General features: G+C 56.5%; 15 protein-coding genes. 6 read left to right on the forward strand and 9 right to left on the reverse strand.

The window, feature by feature from the left end:
* Positions 1-234: 234 nt before the first annotated feature.
* The 4 genes from ACA079_RS11450 to ACA079_RS11465 form a co-directional block, all read right to left on the reverse strand.
* Complete coding sequence (locus ACA079_RS11450) at positions 235-1641, reverse strand: DUF2971 domain-containing protein (RefSeq protein WP_497703553.1); 1407 nt, start codon at positions 1639-1641, stop codon at positions 235-237.
* A 722-nt stretch (positions 1642-2363) separates the two neighbouring features.
* Positions 2364-2678, reverse strand: coding sequence for a DUF3630 family protein (locus tag ACA079_RS11455; RefSeq protein WP_196585015.1), 315 nt, complete (start codon positions 2676-2678; stop codon positions 2364-2366).
* Positions 2678-3919, reverse strand: coding sequence for a DUF6861 domain-containing protein (locus ACA079_RS11460; RefSeq protein WP_497703554.1), 1242 nt, complete (start codon positions 3917-3919; stop codon positions 2678-2680). The genes ACA079_RS11455 and ACA079_RS11460 overlap by 1 nt, the downstream gene beginning before the upstream one ends.
* A gap of 445 nt (positions 3920-4364) precedes the next feature.
* Positions 4365-4745 carry a MerR family transcriptional regulator gene (locus tag ACA079_RS11465; RefSeq protein ID WP_497704308.1) on the reverse strand — a complete coding sequence of 127 codons (381 nt, stop codon included), beginning with the start codon at positions 4743-4745 and terminating at the stop codon, positions 4365-4367.
* A 215-nt stretch (positions 4746-4960) separates the two neighbouring features.
* Between ACA079_RS11465 and ACA079_RS11470 the strand changes: the two genes are divergently transcribed.
* A complete protein-coding gene (locus ACA079_RS11470; protein ID WP_497703555.1) occupies positions 4961-5482 on the forward strand; it encodes a hypothetical protein in 522 nt (173 codons plus the stop codon).
* Between the two features lie 17 nt (positions 5483-5499).
* On the opposite strand, the gene ACA079_RS11475 is transcribed toward ACA079_RS11470, so the two are convergent.
* Both ACA079_RS11475 and ACA079_RS11480 read right to left on the reverse strand, forming a co-directional pair.
* Complete coding sequence (locus ACA079_RS11475) at positions 5500-6051, reverse strand: cupin domain-containing protein (protein WP_497703556.1); 552 nt, start codon at positions 6049-6051, stop codon at positions 5500-5502.
* Positions 6052-6060: 9 nt separating this feature from the next.
* Complete coding sequence (locus ACA079_RS11480; protein ID WP_497703557.1) at positions 6061-6816, reverse strand: SDR family oxidoreductase; 756 nt, start codon at positions 6814-6816, stop codon at positions 6061-6063.
* A 205-nt stretch (positions 6817-7021) separates the two neighbouring features.
* Here ACA079_RS11480 and ACA079_RS11485 point away from each other — a divergent pair, with 205 nt between their 5' ends.
* From ACA079_RS11485 to ACA079_RS11495, 3 genes are all read left to right on the forward strand, one after another.
* Entirely contained in the window at positions 7022-7591 is a 570-nt protein-coding gene (locus ACA079_RS11485) for a YceI family protein (protein ID WP_497703558.1), read from the forward strand.
* A gap of 94 nt (positions 7592-7685) precedes the next feature.
* Positions 7686-8558 (forward strand): helix-turn-helix domain-containing protein, encoded by an 873-nt coding sequence (locus tag ACA079_RS11490; protein WP_497703559.1) that lies wholly within the window; start codon positions 7686-7688, stop codon positions 8556-8558.
* Positions 8559-8674: 116 nt separating this feature from the next.
* On the forward strand, positions 8675-9946 hold the full coding sequence (locus tag ACA079_RS11495) for a YbiU family protein (RefSeq protein WP_497703560.1): 1272 nt from the start codon (positions 8675-8677) through the stop codon (positions 9944-9946).
* A 56-nt stretch (positions 9947-10002) separates the two neighbouring features.
* Here ACA079_RS11495 and ACA079_RS11500 read toward each other — a convergent pair whose 3' ends face one another.
* Positions 10003-13065 (reverse strand): Ig-like domain-containing protein, encoded by a 3063-nt coding sequence (locus tag ACA079_RS11500; protein WP_497704309.1) that lies wholly within the window; start codon positions 13063-13065, stop codon positions 10003-10005.
* A 347-nt stretch (positions 13066-13412) separates the two neighbouring features.
* Here ACA079_RS11500 and ACA079_RS11505 point away from each other — a divergent pair, with 347 nt between their 5' ends.
* Complete coding sequence (locus ACA079_RS11505; RefSeq protein ID WP_497703561.1) at positions 13413-14102, forward strand: GNAT family N-acetyltransferase; 690 nt, start codon at positions 13413-13415, stop codon at positions 14100-14102.
* A gap of 341 nt (positions 14103-14443) precedes the next feature.
* On the opposite strand, the gene ACA079_RS11510 is transcribed toward ACA079_RS11505, so the two are convergent.
* Together ACA079_RS11510 and ACA079_RS11515 are read right to left on the reverse strand one after the other, a co-directional pair.
* On the reverse strand, positions 14444-15574 hold the full coding sequence (locus ACA079_RS11510; protein ID WP_497703562.1) for a DmpA family aminopeptidase: 1131 nt from the start codon (positions 15572-15574) through the stop codon (positions 14444-14446).
* Positions 15575-15786: 212 nt separating this feature from the next.
* Complete coding sequence (locus ACA079_RS11515) at positions 15787-16890, reverse strand: extracellular solute-binding protein (protein ID WP_497703563.1); 1104 nt, start codon at positions 16888-16890, stop codon at positions 15787-15789.
* A 111-nt stretch (positions 16891-17001) separates the two neighbouring features.
* On the opposite strand from ACA079_RS11515, the gene ACA079_RS11520 reads away from it, so the two are divergent.
* Positions 17002-17775: a helix-turn-helix transcriptional regulator gene (locus ACA079_RS11520; protein ID WP_497703564.1), complete on the forward strand. Its 774-nt coding sequence runs from the start codon at positions 17002-17004 to the stop codon at positions 17773-17775.
* The last annotated feature ends 90 nt before the right edge of the window (positions 17776-17865 follow it).

A 17865-nucleotide genomic window follows, 5' to 3' on the forward strand; every position in this document is an offset into this window, starting at 1 on the left:
ATAGCGGGCGATCGCGATAGGCTGCTCGGCCAATAGCTGCCGTTTGCGTGCGGTAACTTCGAGACCAACGTCGCCGAAGAAGCGCAAACATTCGCCTCCGACAGGTGCCCGCCGCAATGGCGGCACTGACCAGAACATACGGCAAAGATAAAAGCTCCAGGAACATTCCTTGTCCGAGGATAGGCCTGAGAGACGGCATCGAGCCATCACTTGCCAAGTTCGACGGGGGGGCATTCAATCTGACGTTATGCCAGTGATCTGGAGCAGTAGACGATATTTGATTTGCAGGTGTTCGTTATCATAATAAGCCTGGTAGATATTGAATTCTTTGCGCTTATGTTTGTCACATAGGTCATCAATAATTTTTATTATTTGATATTTTTCTTCGGCTGGAGTGTTGATGCCAAAAATAATACCATCAAGCGATTCGAAATCATAACTTAGACATCTCGATTTTGGCGTTTCAAAATTTCCAAAAGAAGAGGTGAGTGGGATCCGGTATTCTGTTTCCCCACTCCAGTCTTTCAATTTTGTTGTGATGCTTTGCGTGTATTCTTCATGGAAATTTTCTCTCCATCTGTCGATGTCAGCAGATATAACGCCGGCACACGTACTAATTTTTCCGGTGGTATCTGTGTACCAATCCTCCATCAGTCGCCGGAATGGATAGCAGCTAATTGACTGAAAGAAGTTCAAGTCTAACGGGCGTTCTGAATAACTGACTTTTCTTAACTCGAAAGGCACAGTGTTCGGCTTATCGGAAGACGTGCTGTATGTAAGATTAATACGATATGACTCATCAGTATTAATTACACGAAATTTCAGACATACCCCTCTATGTTCTTGCCCGTAGGTGCCCCATATGGAAGAGTTAGAGGGCGACTCCATAAAGCACGCGGCGTACCACTTAGGATGATATAGTGCTTTAAGATTTTGAAGATAATCGTCTGGAAAACCAGTTGATAACTTTGACCATTTTTCATTTTTGTTTATGTTTTTTTTCCATGTGTCGTAGCCCCGAACTAAATCTTGGGAATCTAAAGAGTTGACTGCAACCTTGTAGTGTTCATCAGTAAAGTGAATCGAGTTGTCAGGTGTACGATACTGTTTTATAAGGCTTGTTGATGGGGTTAGCAGTAGGTCGTCGCTTAAGGCAGCAAGTTCATAGCTTTCAGGTAAGACCCCTTGCTTCATAAATAAAGTCGAAATATGTTTGATTGCGAGTGGCTGAATCGATCGCAGATGAAGCTTTAATTCGTCAATGCGGATTTTTCGAGAATCGGTTGATAATATTTCTATGTGTTGTTTGATGTTGCTGTTTTCTAAGAATAGTTTTAGAGCCTGTTCAGTGGTTTCGCGTATCTCGCTAGGTATGTCGCTCAAGCTAGCATGGATAGGGAAGTCATGTTTTGAGAAGTCGTCGACAATGAAATATAACGAGCCTCGCTTCAATAGGCACAGAAAATAGTGTTTGAAAAAATTCTCCCAAACGATTGCATCCCCTGACCAATACTCCTCTCTATGGCCTTCGAGTGGATCATTTAGTTGTTCTGGGGGAGCGAAATAAATATAGCTGTCTTCCAGCTCTTTGCGTTCCAACAGGTTTTTAACGGGGCGGAAGCGATAAAGAAATTTTTCCACTTTCATTCCTTAATGTGGAGGGGGGGAGGTGACGTGGATTTCACCGCCATCAAATCTGCACATTCTCGGGTTGTGCTGTCCATCCGTAAATCGTCTTCTCACAAAAAAATCGTTAGAAAAAGCACTTATCCCCCTCCTGTCGACGGGCTTTGTATCCTTTTTTTGTGGAAATCCACAGGTAGTGCAAACGATGCTGCTGGGCAGGTTAGACAAAGGCTTGTTTATCGATTCGGATTGCTGTTTAACGCGCCATAGGTCAGTCGATCAATGTAGCACCCAGACCCGCAGCTGATTGTCGCTAAGACTCACCTCGTCCACTCCGCCGAAGCAAAGTCAATGCATCGGCTGTGGCGATCTTAGCTTCGGGATTATCTGACAGGGGTATCTCCTTGAGGAATCATGCGGTAATCCTAGTTCGTCATGCCGCTGGTTGGGAGTGGGTGGATAATGCTCATTCGTTTGCGTTCGACCTGACAAGTTTTTTGGACCGGACTGACCAGTACACCTCCTGGTTATGACAGGCAGAAGACGACCCTAAGCGGCCGGTGGGGACAGACAGAAACCGGCCATAAGCAGGCATCCATACAACGTCCGCATTTTTCCTGTTTGCCTGGGTGAAAGGAGGAATGGTGTAGTTCATCATTCCTGCCAGACGGCTCATCCTTTGTTTTGTGCGCGTCAATTATTTATCCGTACTCAGTCCGTTTGGATCGATTTCAAGGTTAGGACTTCTCAACGAGTAAGGCCTTGAAGGCTGGTATATAATCGTCTCCTTGCAGACTCTTCGACTCTAGCGTAATCATTACTGGAAAATCGTCAAATGCGAGGAAGAAGTACTCGTTGTCTATTAGCACCTCCCAAATACGCACATCAGCTCCGTCAGACTTGCTGATGATCGACCCCCCAAGTAGTCCAAGAATAAACTCTGCATAATCAGGAAAATACTCCCAATCGACACTCGATGTCAGGTTCAGACACGATCTGCCGGAGTGCATTTTTTCAATAGTTAGTTCACTTGGGGTTATTTTGTTTTTCATCAGAATATATCTCCACCACCAGCTCTGGTTGCGCTTTCGATGATTTGTTCGAAAGATTTTCCTTTGCTGATCAATGTTTCAAATGTTGGGCCAATTTTATTCCCGTACTTTGCCATGTTTCGGGCATCAATAGTTTCCAGTAAGTTTGGTGGGGTGTACTCCCGATATTTTAGTTTCAGATTTGTCCGGGCCTCATGAGCATATCTTGCAATGTCTTCAAGGTTCTGGTTTTGGGCTTTCATTTTGCTTGCGGAAACTTGTAGCTCATGTACTTCCCTTACGTAGTTTTGTCTAAGTGGGGGAAGATAGCCGAAATCGCCGTCTGTGCGAAACCTGGTATTATCCCATTTCGGATGATCTATATCGGCTCTTGCCTTTACAGGCGCTACCATGTCTGTCGGTTGCAATCCAGGCTGGGCCAAAAGTTTCTGTTCAATCTTCGCCAACCAGTTAGCCAGTTGCCTGTTCGATATTTCTGCTTGAAGCCTTGCGCTGCGCATTGCGCGAGTTTCTATACTGGAAGAGATCCCGGCCTTAATTTGCCCTCGCATCAAATAGGTTACGATGGCGGTCAATAATAATTGAACAAGTTGTTCCTGTCCGCTTGCCAATTGCCTTGAGGCTTGGTCGATCATTGACTGTCTTCTGGCCTCCGAACCTCCGGTGGGATCGATCCCGCTAGGCTTGCCGTCAACAGAGTGCCAGGCAGTTACGATACCGTCCTGCAGCGTCGCTAAACAGCCGGGAAGGCCTCTATAGAAATACTCAGCGATGGCTGATAATCCCATTCCCATCAGAATGAGATTGCCGATCTGCAAGCCTACTCCGGCGCCTGCAACCGCTCCCGGTCCCGCGCCGGCCCCAAATGCTGCCGCGCCAGCAGCACCGCCAATGATTGAACCTATAGCGATGCTGCCGCCTAATATCATCGAGACTTCTTTGACCAACTGTCGCAGCACGTCAAGAACTTGATCGATTTCGATGGATGCCCAGCGTTGCTTAAGATTAGTCAAGATGATGGGGTCTGCCCGGTATAGCGCCTCTCGAACAGCGTTAATCCTATCTCCACCCAGTTGACCATAGGTACGATCAAATTGGGTGTTAACGCGTCGAGTGAAGCCGTCCCACCCATCCTGAGCGTTTTGCCAGCCCTGACTGATACTTTGATTAAGTTCGCCAAACTTGTAATCGAGGTTTCGCTCAATCTCATCCCAATTTGGGACATTGGCTAAAAGATCCATTTTTGTACATTCCCAAAGGTATAGGTATGACTGAATGGCAGCCTAAGGCATTTAAGCCCAATCACTCAAGGCTTGGGCACGCTTATCAGGAATCGTTTTCACTCTTGCGCCAGGACTGCGCATAACTTTTGTGTTCGGAGGCGAAAGTTGGAAAGGTGCATGCATGTCGACCAATATGAAACCGACTGAGGCCGCAGAGCTTGGGCTTCGGACAAAAATGACCCTGATTTCCTGGACACCTCAGCTTGGCTGCTCAATGGCCCGATTACTCGCTAAGGAAACTTTTGATGATTTTCGATGACCGCTTTGGGTCGTGAGCTGACGTAGTCGAACGTCCGCTTCTGGCCGTTCTCTACCCATCATGGTTACGAAGCGTTCTGGTCAAATCCGATGCAAATGACTGGTCAGGTCGAATGCAAACGGGTGGTCAGATCCATGCAATTACTCAGCTATGAGGCGTTATCACAGCGCCCGGTTCAAAAAGGCAATTGATCTCGCTTTTGAGTTCGCCGAGGTGAATAGCCAACGCTTGCAAGCCGGCTATTTGCTGGAAGACTTGCTGGCGCTTGAGCTCGATCGCCTCGTTGGCCAGTTCCACGGGAAAGGCTTGCAATGTGTTCTTGGCAGCGATGAGAGGCACCATCTCTGCAAGCTTGAAACCGGCGATCTGCGCCCGGCGGATCAGGCGCACGAGCGTGAGGTGATGTGAGGTGTAGACGCGATATCGACCCTGGCGACCCGGCTCCGGGATCAACCCCATCTGTTCGTAAAGTCGAATGGCTTTCGGGGTGCAGCCGGTGAGCCCGGCGAGTCTTCCAATGAACATCAGCAATCCTTCTCGCCACGCGAGTCGCTATCGAAAATCCGGATGCCATCCTATCGCAGCCCGGTTGCCTTGCAAGCCGTGCCAACGCCGTGACGGCGCGCGAGCATTTGCCCTCGCCCAAGGTCGCTGCGTTTATCGGGTATCTGAAGGCGCGGATACCCGCGTTGGGGGCGTGAGCTAAGCTTTCAGTCAGCTCCGTCCAGAGGTCTCTTGCCATGGGCAGCACCTTGGAAAACGTCTTTATTTCATTCGGCAGCGCGGCCTTTGGTGTTGTGCTGACGCTATGGCTTCCCATGCTCCTGAGCAACTGGCGATACTCGCGCCGGGACGATCTGCTCGGCTTCTGGGCGTCTACCTGGCAGGATGCCGACGACCCCGATCAATGGGTCATTGAGACGGTCGATGTCGATATCGACAGTGGGCGACTTCGACTGCGCAACGCCGACAATATTGGCGGTTACCTGTGGCAGGGCTCTTGTGATCTGTATGACGGTCACTATCTTTACGGCACATGGAAGTCCGTCAAGAAAGGCGCGACCTCTACGGGGGTGTTCAGTTTCCTGATTCTTCCTCAAGCCGAGGTGTTGGTGGGTCAGGCCATGGGCCAGGACAAGCATGGCGTCCCTCGGACGTCGGACTGGATCCTGGCCAGGCGCAAAGAGGATATTGAGCTCGGGAAGCAGTGGCTGGCCAAACACGCCACTTACTACCGCGGTGACGTTAAGCCAAGCGCCTGATTTCAGCGATCACAAAACTACACGGCCTGTTTCTCTGCGGGTGACGCCCCGATCATCACAAACAGTGCCCGGGCAATCCGCTCGCTTTTGTTGCGCCACGCGTGCCGTGTGCCATTTTGAATAACGATGTCGCCTTTCTTTACGAGGCGGCTCTGACCGTTATCCAGCTCCAGCCACATCTCACCTTGCAGAATAATTACGTAATCAATGGTGGCAGTGGTGTGCATGCCCGGATTTTCCGGCTCAAAGCTTTCGATCAAGCCTGGCAGTGCAGCGCTCAACTCACTTAAGGCCTGGATGCCATCGACGAGGTTCTGCATGACGGTGTCGGGTGGGAAATCAAACATGGCGATGCTGGTGCCTCCCTGAGGAGGAATCAACGACGCGTGATCAAGCGTCGGGTCGCGCTCGTTTTCGAGGAGTGTCGGCTGGGCGGGAGTCGTCCACAACTGGGCCATCGCCTGTCCCGGGATTGAGGCAAAGGATTGTGCCCTTGGGGCATAGTCATCTGAAACGAACACGGCGTTACCCTGTTCGTCGTGGCCGGTCACGATTCTTCTTATCTTCATAGGGAATACTCAAGACGGATGCGTGGCCTCTAACCAATCTTCAAACCGGGTCGCTCCAACAATGGGGCTATCGCCTGGCGTGAGGGACTTGTCATTGATCGGGGCGCCGAAGTAAGGAACCGTGTCATCCGAAACGGCTTCGCGCGGGTCCTTGGTGTGTTTCAGGTATTCACTCACGAATTCGACAATGGGTCGGCGATCCGGCCCGGCCACTTCCACGGTCTGATTGATCGGCGCTTTTTGAGCAATAGCCGTCAGTGCGGCCGCGACATCGACCGAGGCCACCGGTTGCAACGCGGCGGACGTTAAATGGATGGTGTTGCCGTCTTCGCGACCCGAGTAAGCAATGGCACCAATGAATTCGAAGAACTGCGTGGCGCGCAGGATGGTGTAGGGAACGCCCGATGCCTTGATGAGTTTTTCCTGGGCCATTTTGGCCCGAAAATAACCACTCTCGAGCATCCGTTCGGTACCGACGACTGACAGGGCCACATGGTGTTTGGTGCCGGCTACCTTCTCGGCAGCGAACAGGTTATGCCCGGCGGTCTCAAAGAAATGCAATGCCGCGTGATCCTCGAAGGAGGGGGAGTTGGCCACGTCGACCACCACGTCGGCGCCCTTGAGCGCGTCCGCCAGGCCCTCGCCGGTGATGACGTTGATGCCGGTACTCGGTGACGCTGATATGACTTCATGCCCCAGGTCCTGGAGGTTCTTGCAGACTTTGCTGCCGATCAGCCCGCTTCCTCCGATGATGACGAATTTCATGGCCGGTCTCCCGATGCGGTGTGTTGGGAGAGTAATTAAACACCCTGACAGCGGCCGTATCCGGCGGTCCTTCGCGTGGGCCGACAGGTGGTCGGAAGTCTGAATGGCAGGTGGAATTAACGGCGTTTATTTGCTTTAGTCCACCTATCGCTGGCATACATATACGGCGCTTCAGCTCATGACGGGAGCCCAACCGGAGAATCCCATGAAACACCGATTCCCGACCTGCGCCGTGCTGGTGGCCGCCCTTGCATTCGGCGCGTTGCCTTGCGTCCAGGCGGTCGAATACACGCAGGTCAATGAAACCGCCAGCACGATCTCCTTCACGTATAAACAGTTCTCTTCGCGGGTATACGGCACGTTCAGCAAGTTCGAGGGCACGCTTGATTTCGACACGGCTAAACCATCAGCAGGCCGGGCCGCGCTCACCATCCAGCTCGACAGCATCGATGCCGGAAGCAGCGACGCCAACAGTGAACTGAAAAAGCCTGCCTGGTTCGACACGGCAACGTATCCAGTGGCGACGTTTGTGTCGACCGGCGTGAAGGTGCTGGGCAACAACCGTTACTCGATCACCGGCAAACTTACGCTCAGGGGGATCACGCATGTAGTGGAGGTACCGGTCCTCCTGAAGTCCGAGAACGCCATCGGGATTTTCGATGGCCAGCTGACGCTCAAACGCAGCGACTTCAAAATCGGCGAAGGTGAATGGGCTGACGGTGTCGTCTCTGACAAGATCAATATCCGGTTTCGCATGGTTGCGCCGGAGCAGTAACATGCATGCGGCCCCCCAAGTGGTCATCGCCGCTGAACGGGAGCCCATCCGCCATGATCGGGAAGTCCAGGGCATGCAAATGCCCACGTAGCCTATGAAGCCAAGTTTCGAGAAAGTCCCCACGTCCGTCGATGCATCCTGGTCAATGCTGAACCGGCGGTTGCCCGACGACATTCCGTTCGAGTGGCACCATCACCCGGAATACGAATTGACTCTGACGCTGAACAGTCGCGGTCATCGCTATGTGAGCAGCGACGTGCGGCTGTACGACGATGGCGACCTTGTGCTGTTGGGACCGAACGTGCCGCACAGTTGGTGTTCGGGTGAGCTGATCGATCCTGCCAAGCCACATGTCGCGCTGGTCATCTGGTTCTCCCAGGCGTGGGCCGATTCGCTGGTGGCGCTGTTTCCGGAGATGGTTTCGCTGCAAGCGCTATTGACGAGCGCCCAGTGCGCCGTGCATTTCAGTGATGAGGTTTCAAAGGCATTGCGGCCGGTGATTGAAGCGATGGCGGAGCAGCAAGGGCCTGAGCGTCTGGTCTCCCTGCTACAGGTATTGACCCGGTTGTCCCGGGACACCGCCGCCCAGAAAATCATCCCCGGCGAGCTGACTGAATCGGTGAGCGCGGCAGGTGAGGATGAGCGTCTGCAACGGGTGCTCAATCACATCCACGCTCACTACGCCGAGCCACTGACGATCCCCGAACTGGCGGACCTCGCATGCATCAGCGTATCGGCGTTTCATCGCATGTTTCGACGCCATACCCACTGCACCGCGCTGGACTACATTGCCCGGCTGCGAATCGGCCGGGCCTGTTCGTTGTTGCTGCAAGGTAATACTCACGTTTCGCTGATCTGCGAGACGGTGGGGTATTCATCGCTGGCGCTGTTCAACCGCCAGTTCAAGGCTCAAAAAAGCCTGACGCCCAGCGCGTTTCGCAAACTTCATGGGCATCATTTCCGGTAGTGGCTCCCGTGCGTGACGCCACAATCGTATTGGTGAACGCCGCAAAACCCACTGAGCCGAGAAGGGCGAGAGTGGTGTAGTGCCTCTGGTTTTTAACCAATCACCAGGTCGCCACCATGAGCAAGTATCACGCCTTCGAAAGTGCAGTGCTTCCAGAACACTACCAAGACAATATCGTGCGGATGAAGCGCGCCTTGCGTGCGCAAATAGGCGACGTGGACGCGCTTTTTGCCGAAGTCAGCGCGTTCATCGAAGCCGAAATCGCTTCGATCAAGGCACAACAGGCCCAGGCCGGCAGTGCGTGGCCAATCCTGGAGTACCAGGCCATTGCCGACGGTGCGGTCACGGGCGACGAGTTAGCGATGATTAAGCGTCGTGGCTGCCTGGTCATCAAAGGGCATTTCCCCACAGAGCAAGTCGCCGCCTGGGACAAGGGCTTGCTGGAGTACCTGGATGACAATGCGTTCGATGCGACCTATCGAGGTCCGGTCGACCAGTTCTTCGGCAACCTTGACGCGTCGCGTCCCGAGATCTTTCCCATTTATTGGTCCCGCTCGCAAATGCAGCTGCGCCAGCACGAACGCATGGCGACGGCGCAATCCTTCCTCAACAGGCTCTGGAAAACCCATTCCGAAGGCCGGCAATGGTTCGATCCGGATGTGAGTGCGCTGTACCCCGATCGAGTCCGCCGGCGCCCGCCGGGTACCACGTCAAAAGGACTCGGCGCCCATACGGATTCGGGGGCGCTGGAGCGCTGGTTGCACCCGGCTTACTTGAAGGTCTTCGACAAGATCTACAGCAACGACTTCAAGTCCTACGACCCTTGGGATGCGGCCTATCGCACTGAAGTCGACGAGTACGCCTACCAGGACACGGTGAAGTGTTCGGCGTTCCGGACCTTTCAGGGCTGGACGGCGCTCTCCGATATGAAGGCCGATCAAGGCGTGCTGCATACGTTGCCGATTCCCCACGCCATGGCTTATTTGCTGCTGCGACCGTTGCTTGACGATGTGCCGGAAGATGAGCTGTGCGGCGTTATGCCCGGCAAAGTGCTGCCGGTCTCGAAGCAGTGGCATCCCTTGCTGATCGATGTCATGAGTTCGATTCCGGACGTTGAGGCCGGTGATTCCGTCTGGTGGCATTGCGACGTGATTCACAGCGTCGCACCGGTGCAAAACCAGCAAGGCTGGGGGAATGTGATGTACGTTCCCGCTGCACCGATGTGCCCTAAAAACCGGCAATACGCGGAGGATGTCTTCAAAGCCTTTTGCGCCGGCGTCTCGCCGAGTGATTTTCCGCGGGAGGACTATGAACAGCATTGGAACGGAACGTTTAGGGTCGATGAGTTGAATGACATTGGGCGGTTGGGTTTGGGGCTTGGGAAGTAAGCGTCCGTCGTGCAGTTCCTCCCCCAAGAGGAACTGCACAGCCGACCGATTTCCCTTTAGTGCGCCGCTATCGGCACCGCCGCCGCGCTGACTACCACGGACACGGTCGCCGGTTTTTTTGAGACCGCGCCCAGCTTATCGCTGGCTTCGTAGGTGAAGGTTGCCGTGAACGGCGCGGCGACGATGGCCGGTGGCGTGTAGAGCACACGAATCCCGTCGGTGCTAACCGTGCCCTTGCCGGAGTCCGGTTGACTCAGACCCACCACCTTGAGCGGCAGGTTGCCGTCGGGATCGGTGTCGTTGGCCAACACGTTGATGGTCAGCGGCAGGCCGTTGTTGCTGGTGGCGCTGTCAGGGTTGGCCACGGGTTTGTTGTTTTTGCCTTCGTGATCGCCATCTTCATCGCCGGTGCGAAATGTCGGCAGCGCCACGGAGTTCACGTAGGTCACACCGTCCCAGCCAGGCAGGGGCGTTGGCATCAACTGGAACTGACCCGGATGTTCGACATCCCAACGCAACAGCATCGACGTGTCTTCATGCTGGGTGTTGTGGCAGTGCTCCATGTAGGTACCGGCGAACTCGCGGAAGTGGATCGCCACCTCGACATCCACCGAACTGTCGATGCCTTCGCCGATGCGATAGACATCCTTGCGCGCTCCTTTCTCCCATTCCGGCGGCGCCTTGCCGTCGCGGCTGAGGATGATCCCTTCTTCGAAATGCACGTGCACCGGGTGGTTCCAGCCGTTGCCGCCGTTGACGATTTTCCAGACTTCGAGCGTGCCGTCTCCGGAGAACCCTGCCTTTGTCGGACCGCTGGCCAATTGCGGCGCGGCACTGATCCGGCGAGGATCCATGTTGTAGCCAATACCGCCGTCAGTCTTGATCGTCCAGGGCGCTTCATCGGTGCCGTCGGAGCGGCCGAAAATGAACTCGCGATGCCGCGCCACTTTGAGTTTGGCCTGGTCGCTCGGGTTGTCGCGGTCGATGGTCAACGGGATCATGACCTTCCCGGCGGGCTTGCCGGGTTTGGCTGGCTCATAGGCCACCGGGTCCATGCTCTGATCCTGGCCGGTGTAGGGCTGCACAAGCAGTTGCAGAAACTTGCCCACCACGGGGTCGCCCTTGTCCCATTGCGGCCCTTTGCTGGTTTGCTTGATCACGGCTTTGTATTTTTCGGACAGCACGTCCGCCAAGGCCAGTTCATTCTTCTCCGGACCCTTGCCCGTGCGGTGTTCCAGCAGGTTGACGAAGTAGATTTTGTCGCCGGTTCTGATGCCGTTTTTCGCAAAGTTGATGATGATGTCGAAGCGCTCGGCAACGCCTTGCGTCGGCAGGATTGCATTGTGGTCTTGGCGGTCACCGTCGCCATCCAGGTCCATGCTGCCGTCGAAGGGTACGGCGTGTTCCATGAGGTTGCCGTCGTTGCCGATCAGGTGGAACGGCACTCGGTTGTAGGACACCCCCGATCCTTTAGGTCCTGGGAATTCGCCGCCATTGCCGCTGATTTCACGCACCACGGCAAACTTGAAGAAACGCGACACCGAGCCGTTGAGGATGCGGAACCGATAGCTGCGCGCCCGGACTTTCAAACGGGGTTGGTACTGCCAGTTGACCAGGATCTGATCCCCGAGAAAGCCGTCGGTGTTGAACGGGTTGAACCACAATTGACCGGCCTGATCCCATGCCTTGTCGGCGACCACCAGGTTGACGTCATAGTCGCGGTTGCCCCAGGGCAACGCCGAGCCACTGGGAAGGCGCAGGTTGACGCCGTCATTCACCGATTCATTGCCGCGGTCCAGGGCGCTGTAGTAGTTCATCATTGTCGCGTTGCCCTTGTAGACGTTCTGCGCGGTGAAATCGAGCATGTGGTCGTGGAACCAGTGGGTGCTCATGGTTTCGCGCCAGTCGCCACGGATCTTGATGCTGCCGTTTTCACACGTCTTCAGGCCCGGGTTGGCATCGTTGACATACAGCGTTTCGCCCGGTGAACAGGGGAATGCTGCGCGCGGATCCTGCGCCGTGGTGTTGATGGTGTCGTAACCGGCCAGTTGCAGCGGCCAGCGATAATCGTAGTACTGCCCCGGAAAGAAGAACGCGTTGGCATAGCCGTCGCTTTCGGCGGGGGAGTGACCGTTGTGTTCGTGGGTGGTGATGGTGTGCAGGCCAAAACCGGCGTTGGCCGCAGGGTCGATCGGCAGGGCGTTGTAGTGACGCATCAGCAACGGTTGACCGTTGCGGACCATCAGCAATTTTGGCGGCACGGAACCGTCGAAGGTCCACAACGAGTTGTGATTCTGCACCGGCATTCTGGAGTGAAAGCGCGCGTCGATGCCCCGAGTGGTGCCCGCGGTTTCAGGGATGTCCGAGGTTTGGTAATAGAGCCCGCCAGGCGCGAATTCACCGTTGGCATAGTTGTGCAATTGTTTTCTGTCGCGCATGCCCTGGTTAGTCCGTACGCCCATTTGCACGGTTTTGAACTGAACCTGAGGATAAAACTCGTTCCAGCGCTGATGCGACCAGCCTTTCCCCGGCGGTCGGCCTTCGGCGGGCGAGCCCACCGGGTGGCGATTGAGGAAGGCTTCGATCTGCGCCTTCCACGGGTTGCGGTCCAGCACATTGGAAAACTGCGACGGGAACGGAAACAACCCCGGCTGGCGCATGAACGCTTCAATCGCGGCACTCGACGGGCCGCTGCGGGCGACGTTGTTCGGATCCTGCTGGGGCGCCGGGCCGGTGGTGGGCACCGGGAATGTCAGGAGCGGTGGCGGGGTGGTCGGGTCGAGTTTTTCCGGACCGAACTCTTCGAACAGCAGCAGTTGCTGGGTGAACGGTTCGGCCCCGAACAAGGGGCTGGGTTTGCCATTAGTGGGGAAGTTGAACGACGTCTGCAAGTTCGGCGGCAGCACGTTGCCGGCCCGCGGTGTGGTTCTGTCACCAAACGCACCATTGGGCAGGGCCAGTGAACCCTGATTGGCCGCCGGCAAGTTTTTCAGTGCCTCCAGCGCCGCCTTGGGATCGGCGGGCTGATTGGCGAAGGCCGAGGGATCCGTCGGTGGCGGAGGCCCGAAATCATCGAGCGGTGCAGCAATGGCCGTGGTCAGACTGAAGGTGATTAGCATCACGGAGAAGGCTCCCGGCCCTCGAAAAAAGACCAGTGAGCTGTGCTCCGGTGCTGCGATTTTCATGGCTTTCCCCTCGCGTCTGACCCAAATGGCAGCTGCGTTGCAAAGGCCAACGCAAAAGCCGAGCCATACCCTGATATGAGGGGGAAACTATTAATAATCAGTAAGTTGAAGTGAATTTATGCCATCGACGGTTAAAAGCAGCGCTTGCTGATGGGGGATATTCCTCACTGTCGGGGAACGATCATCAAGGCCAGGTTTTGCGGGTAAAGCTGAGACGGCACGTTATGATAGGCACGCCCGCGAACACATTCTTCACGTCCGCCCCACAGTCAGAGCCACGAATGCCCCAGATCACCCATTTCAAGACCCCGTGCCCCGAGCACATCAATAGCCAGATCTTGCAAATGGTGGTCGATTACCTGACCGACATCAGCATGGTCGCTATCGCGCCGAGCAACCTGTTGTACAACGTGTACCAGTACGCGATCGGCTACGAGGTTCACCTCTACCTGGAAGCATTGAACGGGGCGAAAGGGATTGCGGTGGAGTTGCTCGTCGCGACCGACGAAGACGACCCGGAGAAGGTCGTCGGCTTTTTGCTGTACCTGCCGGTCAAGGACGATCCCGATGCCTGCGGTGTTGCGTATATGGCGGTGAGTGCCAGCCATCGACGCCAAGGTATTGCCCGGAGGATGCTGCAGGAAATGGTCGGCCGCTACCCGCATGCCGAGCTGACGTGCGCGGTGGCCAAGGTTCCGTATTTTGAGGCAATTGGGTTTCAGGTAGTGGGCGTGCGTGCGACTCAAGTGCTGATGAACACCCGCGATCACGGCAGTGATGGCTTGATGGGCGTGCTGGACGTGGCGTCGATCTACAGCTCGCTGGAGGTGCGACAGATTCATACGTACCTGCTGCAAAAACACGGCAAGCGGGCCATGCTCGATGCGGAAAAACAGCGTGACCGACACCTGGACCAGATGACGCGCAAGGCGAATGAGTTTGTGCGCGAACGACTGGAGGAACTCGGTTAACTGTGGGAGCGAGCTTGCTCGCGATGGCGGTTGATCATTCAACATCAATATCGACTGATCCGTCGCCATCGCGAGCAAGCTCGCTCCCACAGGGGATTTTTGTAGTCCTTTAGATAGCGCAAAGCCCGGCCAAATGCCGGGCTTTTTCTTGTCTGGAATTCGTGCAGATAAAAAAGAGCCTCAACGCTCTTTGATGGGGAGGAAGTAGAGCCCTTGAGGCTCAAGATGCGCATGAAACAAGTGGTGAGCTTGTTGGGGGTTCAGTTCACTCACCACTTACGCAGGGGCTTGAGCAAACAAGCGGCTGCGTAGAATCATCGTAGAAAGTTGGTGTTTCACACTCAAGTACCGCTAGTCGAATCACCCGGCCAGCCCACCCGACGCAAGGCGTTGAGCAGCGTCCCGGCGTCCAGTCCCGGCACCGCATGGCCATTGCCTTCGGCGGTGTCGGAGGCCAGCAAGGCATTGATGATCGCTTCCTCCACCGCTTCGGTGGCGGCCAGGAACAACTCGCTGATGTGGTCATTGTTGACCATGCTCAGGTTGTCGGTGGTCGGCGCACGTTTGCTCTCGTAAGCGGCCGGCGGCACGTGCTGGTTGCCGGTGGCGAAGGCGATGAAGATGTCTCCGCTGTGGTCTTCATTGCCGCCGCCGGTACGGGCAAGGCCGAGGCTGGCGCGCTGCGCGAGGCGCGTGCACTGGTGCGGCAGCAACGGCGCATCGGTGGCCAGGCAGACGACGATCGAGCCCATGCCCGGATGCGGCAAGGACGCCTTGAGGAACGGCGAGTCGGCCTTTTCCATATAACGCCCGACCGGGTAACCGTCGACGCGCAGTTCGTTGCGGATGCCATGGTTGGCCTGGACGATGGCGCCGACGGTCCAGCCGCCCTGAGCATTGTTCAGGCGTCGCGAAGCGGTGCCGATCCCACCCTTGAATTCGTGGCAGATCATGCCGCTGCCGCCGCCGACGGCGCCTTCGATCACCGGGCCACCCACCGCCGTGCGCAGGGCTTCGGCCACATGTTCAGGCTTCACGTGGAAACCGTTGATGTCGTTGAGCAGACCGTCGAAGGTCTCCAGCACCACCGGCATGTTCCAGTAGAGTCGCCCGTCATCGGGCTGGTTCTGGCGATCCAGCGTCACCAACGCATCGCGCACCACACCCAGGCTGTGGGTGTTGGTGAAGGCGATCGGGCTGGTCAAAAGGCCTGCTTCGCGAATCCACTCAAGACCGGTCGCGTCGCCGTTGCCGTTGAGCACATGGACGCCGGCAAAGCACGGTTGCAGGCTGGTGGAACCGGCACGCGGCTCGATCACGGTGACGCCGGTCAGGATGTCGCGGCCGGTCGCGGTGCGTCCTCGCACATTGCTGTGGCCGACCCGTACGCCGGGCACATCGGTGATGGCGTTGAGCGGGCCGGGTTGCAGTTGGCCGAACTGGATGTTCAGGTCGCGGGCACGTGGTTTCATTGGTTCTCTCATCTTCAATTCATTCAAAAAAGTTATTGGCTAACGCAATCCCTGTAGCAGCTGTCGAGCTTGCGAGGCTGCGTTCGGCTGCGCAGCAGTCGTAAATCCGGTTAACGCGATCCACCTGAAGTACCGCGTACTCAGTTTTTGCGTCTGCTTCGCAGCCGAACGCAGCCTCGCAAGCTCGACAGCTGCTACAGATTTCATCGGATTCACTGACCGTTTTTGACTTTGCTCCAGATCCGCGTCCGCACTCGCTCGGTGGCTGGCGGCAGGGGCTGGAGGGTGAATAACGTGGCCATGGCTTCGGCGGACGGATACACCGCCGGGTTGTTGCGGGTCGCTTCGGCCACCAGTGGCGTCGCGCTACGGTTGCCGTTGGGGTAGGAGAGGTGATCGCTGACCGGCGCGATGACCTCAGGACGCATCAGGTAGTCGATGAAGGCCAAACCCTGCTCCGGATGTGGCGCGTCCTTGAGCAACACCAGGGTGTCGAACCACACCGGCGCGCCTTCTTTCGGCAGGCTGTAGGCGATCTTCACGCCATTGTTCGCCTGCTCGGCATTGGTCTTGGCTTCGAGCATCGCGCCGGACCAGCCCACCGCCACGCAGATGTTGCCGTTGGCCAGGTCGCTGATGAACTTGGACGAGTTGAAGTAGGCAATGTGCGGACGCAGCTTGAGCAGCAATGCTTCGGCCTTTTTGTAGTCCTCGGGGTTGGTGCTGTTGGGGGGCAGGCCAAGGTAGTGCAGGGCGACTGGCAGCATCTCGGCCGGCGAGTCGAGCATGGCTACGCCGCACTCGCCGAGTTTGGCCAGGTTAGCTTCGTTGAACACCAGGTCCCAGGAATCCACCGGCGCCTTGTCGCCCAGCGCGGCGCGGACCTTGTCGATGTTGTAGCCGATGCCATTGGTGCCCCACAGATACGGCACGGCGTACTGGTTGCCCGGGTCGTTGTTGGCCAGTTTCGCCAACAGGTCAGCGTCCATGTTTTTGAAGTCAGGCATCTGAGCGTGGGGCAGAGGTGCAAGGGCGCCGGCCTTGATCAGGGTCGGCAAGCTGAAGTTGCTGGCCACCACCACGTCGTATCCGCTGCGGCTGGTGAGCAATTTGCCTTCCAGTACTTCGGCGCTGTCGAAGGTGTCATAGACCGGCGCGATCCCGGTGTCACGCTTGAAATCCTGCAGGGTCGTGGGACCAATGTAGTCATACCAGTTGTAGACGTGAACCGTCGGGCCCTCGGCGGCAACTGCCGACAGCGAGACCGACAAACAGGCGCCCAGTCCAAGATTGAAATGCGAGCGGTGACGACTCATGATGCGGCACTCCTGGCCTGCTGCAGGCCGGTGATGATCAGGTGCTTGCAGCGTATCGACCGGGAGTGGACTCACCCATTCCCATCATGGGTTACTCGAAAGGGGTAGGGCGTGGACGCGTTGTTGAAAGAGTTACCGGTGCACCAAGGTCTGGCGCGGGTATTTGGTGCCTTGGGGCAGGACGGGTTCTGGCGTGCGCTGGTCGACACGCTGCGGCTGCTGGTGCCGATGGACAACGCGTTGGTCGCGGTAATGCGGGCCGGGCGGGTGCCGCGTCTGCTGATCGATTTCGACTCAAAGGGCGGTGCCAGCGAGCAAGAAGAACTGGCGGATTACAGCGCCGGCATGTACCTGCTCGATCCGTTTTATCAGGCCGCCTGTGCCGGCATCGCCGACGGCTTGCACAGCCTCGAATCGGTGGCCCCCGACCAGTTCCAGCAAAGCGAGTACTACCTGAGCTACTTTCGCACCGTGGTCGGCGGTGACGAGTTGCAGTTCATGATTAACATCGAGGGCGCCGTGCTCGGTTTGTCGTTGGGACGCTCGACACGATTCACGCTTGAGGAACAGGGCCGCCTGCTTTGCGTGCGTGATTGGGTGTTGGCGGCGATGCGTCGTCACCTGCAATTGATTCCGCCGGAAGGGCCGGCAACCGAGGCGGTGGCCGGGGATCTGGCGACCCTGCTGGATCGCTTCGACGCGCGCCTGTCGGTGCGGGAAATCGAAACGGCACGCCTGATTCTTCAGGGCTTCTCAAGCAAGGCCATCGCCCAGCAGATGGGCATTTCCCCGGAGACGGTGAAAGTGCACCGGCGCAATCTCTATCACAAGCTCAATGTGAATGGGCATGGGGAGTTGTTTGCGCTGGTGTTGCAGCCGCGTTGAGATCAACATCAAAAGATCGCAGGCTCGCCAGCTCCTACAGGGTGTTCGCCATCCCAACGTAGGAGCTGGCGAAGCCTGCGATCTTTTGAT

The organism is Pseudomonas sp. LBUM1645 (assembly GCF_059716185.1).